Annotated in this window: 1 pseudogene; it reads right to left on the bottom strand. The window is 48.8% G+C overall.

What is annotated here, in order from left to right:
* Positions 1 to 326 precede the first annotated feature (326 nt).
* Positions 327 to 968: pseudogene (locus tag EIEH_RS18590) on the bottom strand (IS1 family transposase); the annotation flags it as partial.
* Between the last annotated feature and the right edge of the window lie 314 nt (positions 969 to 1,282).

Genomic DNA, 1,282 nt, shown 5'->3' with positions numbered 1-1,282 from the left:
AAATACATCATATCGCATTGTGATTGATACACCCCCATGATTATTTCGATAATATGTTATTTTTTTGTTTTTACAGCAAATGATCACCTCAACTGATGGGCCACGCTCAATGGACTAAACTGGAAAAATTAGTTGATGAATCCAATTAAGGATTCGTTGAATAAATAGATGTTATGCTGTCAGATCAATATGGTGGCTCACCCCAGCGACGAAAAATTATGTGGTTGTAACGTGCAGGGAAACACGTATCCTGAAACGCTTAGTTTTTCCACCGAACAGCGTTCAAGAAAACAGTATGACTCTCTATTCTTCAACAAAGACTCCAATTAATAGAACATATATCTTTCCATGAGGGAACCAATGACCTTTTCGTTGATCTCAGCTGAGCGCAGGAAGCAGATCGTTTTACGCGCCAACCGCTTAATGCGGGTGTGACGGGCCAGGTGATTACGCTCAATACCTTGGGTGCATATTTTACCGGTCAGGGGCTTCTCTTGTGGGACTTCTCTGGTATAACTGCTCCAGTCATCACCGGTTATCATACCGATATTAAACAATGTAAACAGAACCCACAGCTCACGGCATGTGTCATCAATAGGTGGTCCAAACGGATAAGCCAGAATGCCGCCTGTTGTGGTGTTGCATGCATCCCGGAGCCAGTGCTGCCGGGCTTTACTGCCAGCGAAGCTCCATTGTTCATCAAGCTCGCAGATAAGCGCCACATCCTCATAAACAACCGGGAATGATGTTATTCACTTCGACACGCGTTGTTAACGTGCGAATAATGGTGTTAATGCCGATTTTGAGCGTCCTTGCCGTCTCCAGGACACGGCTCCGTTGAATGCCCTTTCAGTAATTTGCTCTTTGACTCCGGGCTTACGGGCTTCATAGGTATAGGTGAGCGGGAATACAGGGTAGCAATCACGACAGCGTAACCGGTCACGGCCTTTAGGGCTCTGCCCATGGCGGGCTGTGTTGAATAAATCAAACTTTTAGGTGATGGGTGAATCTGATCGCTACCGGCCTGAAGGTCTTTGGCAAAAGCGCATGGAAAGCCCGGCAGCATGGGGCTGACAGGCGCAGGATGTGGCGCAGACTGGAAGACGAAACCTGGGCTATCACCGGCGTTCGATAGCCGGAACGGCGATGTTCCGCAGCAAAACATGGCTGGGCGGCTATCCGAACCTGCGGGACCAGGATGCGCAGGTGGGAGAAGCGATGACAATGGTCAACACGTTGAACCGGATGGCGGTGAACCGGATAGCATGGCCGGTTATACGCG

The sequence above is a fragment of the Edwardsiella ictaluri ATCC 33202 genome (assembly GCF_000264785.1).
GTDB classification, from domain to species: domain Bacteria; phylum Pseudomonadota; class Gammaproteobacteria; order Enterobacterales; family Enterobacteriaceae; genus Edwardsiella; species Edwardsiella ictaluri.
This window is presented reverse-complemented; position numbering and strand designations above follow the sequence as displayed.